The organism is Kitasatospora sp. NPDC057936 (genome assembly GCF_042887525.1).
Classification (GTDB): domain Bacteria; phylum Actinomycetota; class Actinomycetes; order Streptomycetales; family Streptomycetaceae; genus Kitasatospora.
This window is the reverse complement of sequence record NZ_JBHVPD010000193.1, coordinates 1-4,583: the sequence shown is the minus strand read 5'-3', so window position 1 is coordinate 4,583 and position 4,583 is coordinate 1. Positions and strand designations below refer to the sequence as shown.

Annotated in this window: 1 protein-coding gene; it reads right to left on the bottom strand. The window is 75.0% G+C overall.

Annotated elements, in window-relative coordinates:
* Nucleotides 1-4,583: beta-ketoacyl synthase N-terminal-like domain-containing protein (locus tag ACFVU9_RS45285; RefSeq protein ID WP_387603924.1), on the bottom strand; the 4,583-nt coding region annotated here is incomplete at both ends.

Sequence of the window (4,583 nt, the reverse complement as noted above, 5' to 3'; positions counted from 1 at the left end):
TGGGGTTGAGGGTGGTGGGGTTGGTGGTGGGGGTGGTTTTGGTGAGGCGGGGGGTGAGGATGTGGCCTTGGCGGAGGGCGAGTTGGGGTTCGTTGGTGGTGAGGGCGGTGGGGAGTGCGTGGTGTGAGGCGGGGGTGTTGTCGGTGTCGATGAGGGTGAAGTGTCCGGGGTGTTCGGATTGGGCGGTGCGGATGAGGCCCCAGGCGGTGGATTGGGTGAGTGCGGGGACGGGTTCGTTGGGGTGGGTGGCGAGTGCGCCGTGGGTGATGAGGGCGAGGCGGGTGCCGGTGGGGTGGTCCTGGGTGAGCCAGTTCTGGACGAGGGTGAGGGCGTGGAGTGCGGTGTCCTCGGGGGTGGTGTCGGTGTCGAGGTGGACGATCACCGGTTCCGGGGTGTCGGAGTGACCCGAACCCCCACCGGACGCCGCGAGCGGAACCCAGTCGAGCTGGAGCAGGGAGTCCGCCGCCCGGCGGGTGGTGGCCAGCCGGGCCGGGTCGGTCTCGCGCACCGCGAGGGTGTCGACCGAGAGCACCGGTGAGCCGTCGGCGTCCGTCAGCAGGAGGGCGACGCGGTCGGTTCCCGTGGGGGTCAGTTGGACGCGCAGCGCGGTCGCGCCGGTGGTGTGCAGCCGGACCCCGCTCCAGGAGAACGGCACCCGCAGGCCGCCCGAGCCGTCCGAGCCGGCCAGTGCCAGGGGGTGCAGCGCGGCGTCGAGCAGTACCGGGTGGACCGAGAACTCGCCCACCCGGTCGGTGAGTTCCTCGGCCAGTGCGACCTCGGCGTGCCAGGTGTCGCCGTTCCGCCAGGCCGCTCGCAGCCCCTGGAAGAGCGGTCCGTAGGCGTACCCGGACGCCGCCAGCGTCTCGTACGCGTCGGCCACGTCGACCGGTTCGGCGTCGGCCGGCGGCCAGGGCTCCGGGTCGGGCGCAGGAGGTGCGGCGGCCGTCAGTGCACCGGAGGCGTGCATCGTCCACGGCGCCTCGGCGCCGTCCTCGCGGGAGTGGATCGTGACGGAGCGTCCGCCTTCCTCGTCGGATGCGCCGACGGTCAGCTGGATCTGGACGGCGCCCTCCTCCGGGACCGCCAGGGGGGCGTGCAGGGTCAGTTCCGTCACGGTCGGGCTGCCGGCCCGCAGGCCGGCGTGCAGCGCGAGTTCGAGGAGCGCGGTGCCGGGGAGGAGCGCGGAGCCGAGGATCCGGTGGTCCGCGAGCCAGGGCTGGGTGCGCAGGGACAGCCGGCCCGTGTGGACGGTACCCGAACCGTCGGCGAGCTCGACGGCGGCCCCGAGCAGCGGGTGGTCCGCGGTGCCCAGGCCGGCCCGGCCGAGGTCGCCGGTGGGCGCCTGCGGGACGTCGAGCCAGTAGCGGTCGCGCTGGAAGGGGTAGGTGGGAAGCTCCGGCCGGTACCCGTCGTGGTGGGCGAAGTACGCGGCCCAGTCGACCGGGGCACCTGCCGTGTGCAGGGCGGCGAGCGCCTGCGGGAGGGTGCGCAGCTCCGGGCGGTCGCGCCGCAGCGCGGGGAGCAGGAGCGCGTCCGGGAGGGTGTCGGCCGCCATGGTGGCGAGCACCGCGTCCGGGCCGAGTTCGAGGTAGCCGCCGATGCCGTCCTCGTCCAGGGCGCGCAGTCCGTCGGCGAAGCGGACGGTGTCGCGGACGTGCCGGACCCAGTGCTCGGGCGAGGCGAGCTCCTCGGCGGTGGCGATCCGGCCGGTCAGGTCGGACACCACCGGGATGCGCGGTGCGTGGAAGTCGAGTCCTGCCACGACCTTGCGGAAGTCGTCCAGCATCGGTTCCATCAGCGGTGAGTGGAAGGCGTGACTGACGGTCAGCCGACGGACCTTGGCGCCCAGCTCGGCGGCCCGGGCCGCGACCTCCCGCACGGCGTCCTCGGTGCCCGAGACGACCGTCGCCCGCGGGCCGTTGAGCGCGGCCGTCCCCGCGGCCCTGTCGAGGCCGGTGAGCAGCCCGGCGGTGGTCTCCTCGTCCAGGGACAGGGCGACCATGGCGCCACCGGGAGGCAGCTCCTGCATGAGCCTGCCGCGGGCGGCCACGAGGGCGGCCGCGTCGGGCAGCGACAGGACGCCGGCCGCGTGGGCGGCCGCGATCGAGCCGATGGAGTGGCCGAGCACCGCGTCCGGGCGCACGCCCCAGTGCTCCAGTAGGTGGTGGAGGGCGGTTTCGAGGGCGAAGAGGGCGGGTTGGGTGTAGCGGGTCTGGTGGAGGAGCGCGGCTTCGGGGGTGCCCTCGTCGGCGAAGACGATGTCGCGCAGCGGGTGGTCGAGGTGGGGGTCGAGGGCGGCGCAGGCGGCGTCGAAGGCGGCGGCGAACTCGGGGTGGGCGGCGTGGAGTTCGCGGCCCATGCCGGCGCGCTGACTGCCCTGGCCGGTGAACAGGAACGCGATGCGCGGTGCGGCCTGTGCAGGTGTGCCGGCGCTCTGCCCGGTGGCGACCACGCCGAGGGCGTCCAGGACCTCCGCCCGTTCCTCCGCGACGAACCAGGCGCGGTGGGCCTGCGGAGTACGCGCGGTGGCGAGGGTGTGGGCGATGCCGGCGAGCGGCTCCGCCGGCCGCTCGGCGAGGTGGCGGGCCAGCCGGTCGGCCCCGGCCCGGAGAGCCTCGGGGGTGTGCCCCGAGAGCAGCCACGGCACCGGCCGGGCCGGCGGTTCCACCGGCTCGGTGGTCGGGGCCTCGGCCAGGGCGGGCGCCTGTTCGAGGATGACGTGGGCGTTGGTGCCGCTGATGCCGAAGGAGGAGACGGCGGCGCGGCGGGGGCGGTCGTGTGCGGGCCATGCGGTGTTGTCGGTGAGGAGTTCGACGGCGCCGGTGGTCCAGTCGACGTGCGGGGTGGGTTCGTCGATGTGCAGGCTCCTGGGCAGGATGCCGTGGCGCATCGCCTGGACCATCTTGATGACGCCGGCGACTCCTGCGGCGGCCTGGGTGTGGCCGATGTTGGACTTCAGGGAGCCGAGCAGGAGGGGGTGTTCGGCGGGCCGGTCCTGTCCGTAGGTGGCGAGGAGCGCCTGGGCTTCGATGGGGTCGCCGAGGCGGGTGCCGGTGCCGTGGGCCTCGACCGCGTCGACGTCGGCGGCGGTGAGTGCGGCCTGGTGGAGGGCCTGGTGGATGACGCGCTGCTGCGAGGGGCCGTTCGGGGCGGTCAGGCCGTTGGAGGCGCCGTCCTGGTTGACGGCGGATCCGCGCAGGACGGCCAGGACCCGGTGGCCGTTGCGGCGGGCGTCGGAGAGGCGCTCGACGAGCAGCAGGCCCGCGCCCTCGCCCCAGCCGGTGCCGTCGGCCGCCGCGGCGAACGGCTTGCAGCGGCCGTCGGCGGACAGTCCGCGCTGCCGGCTGAACTCGACGAAGGTCGCCGGGCTCGCCATCACCGTCACCCCGCCGGCGAGTGCGAGGTCGCACTCGCCCTGCCGCAGGGCTTGGGCGGCGAGGTGCAGGGCGACGAGCGAGGAGGAGCACGCGGTGTCGACGGTGACCGCCGGGCCCTCCAGTCCGAAGGTGTACGCCACCCGGCCCGAGGCCACGCTGCCGGCGCTGCCGCTCACCAGGTAGCCCTCGTAGCCGTCCGGAGCCTGCGGGGCCTGGTGCAGCCGGGCGCCGTAGTCGTTGTACATGACGCCGGCGAAGACGCCGGTGCGCGAGCCGCGCAGGACGGCCGGGTCGATGCCGGCCCGTTCGAAGGCCTCCCAGGCGACCTCCAGCAGCAGGCGCTGCTGCGGGTCGGTGGTGAGCGCCTCGCGGGGGCTGATGCCGAAGAAGTCGGGGTCGAACCGGTCGGCGTCGTGCAGGAACCCGCCCGCGCGGGTGTACGACGTGCCGGGCCGCTCGGCGTTCGGATCGTACAGGCGCTCCAGGTCCCAGCCGCGGTCGGTGGGGAAGCCGGAGACCGCGTCGACGCCGTCGACCACCAGGCGCCACAGGTCCTCGGGTGAGCTCACGTCGCCGGGGAAGCGGCAGGCCATCGCGACGATGGCGATCGGGTCGGTGTCGGTCGCGGCGGTCGTGCCGTTGGCGACGGCGGCGACGGCCGGTCGGTCGGCCCGCTCGCCCAGGAGCTCGGTCCGCAGGAGGTCGGCGAGTGACGCCGGGGTCGGGTGGTCGAAGACCAGCGTGGTGGGCAGCCGGAGGCCGGTGGCCCTGGCGAGCCGGTTGCGCAGGTCGACCGCCGCCAGCGAGTCGAAGCCCAGATCGGTGAAGGCGCGGCCTTCCGCGACGGAGTTCGCGTCGGGGTGGCCGAGCACCGTGGCCGTGGTGGTCCGCACCAGGTCGAGCAGCATGCGGTCCGCCTCGGCGGCCGGGGCGAGGGCCAGCCGCTCGCTCAGGGCCGGGCCCTGGCCCTGGTCCGAGGCGCCTGCCGCGACCCGGCGCGGCGAGGTCCGCACCAGCGAACGCAGGGGCGCCGGCACCGGGGTGTCCGAGGCGGCCAGTGCTGCGGTCGCGAACCGGGCCGCCACGAGCGGCGACCGGCCGGATCGCAGTGCCGTGTCGAAGTGGGTGAGGGCTTCGGTGGTGGTGAGGGGGGTGATGCCGGTGCGGGCGAGGCGGGCGAGGTCGGTGGTGGTGAGGGTGGCGGCC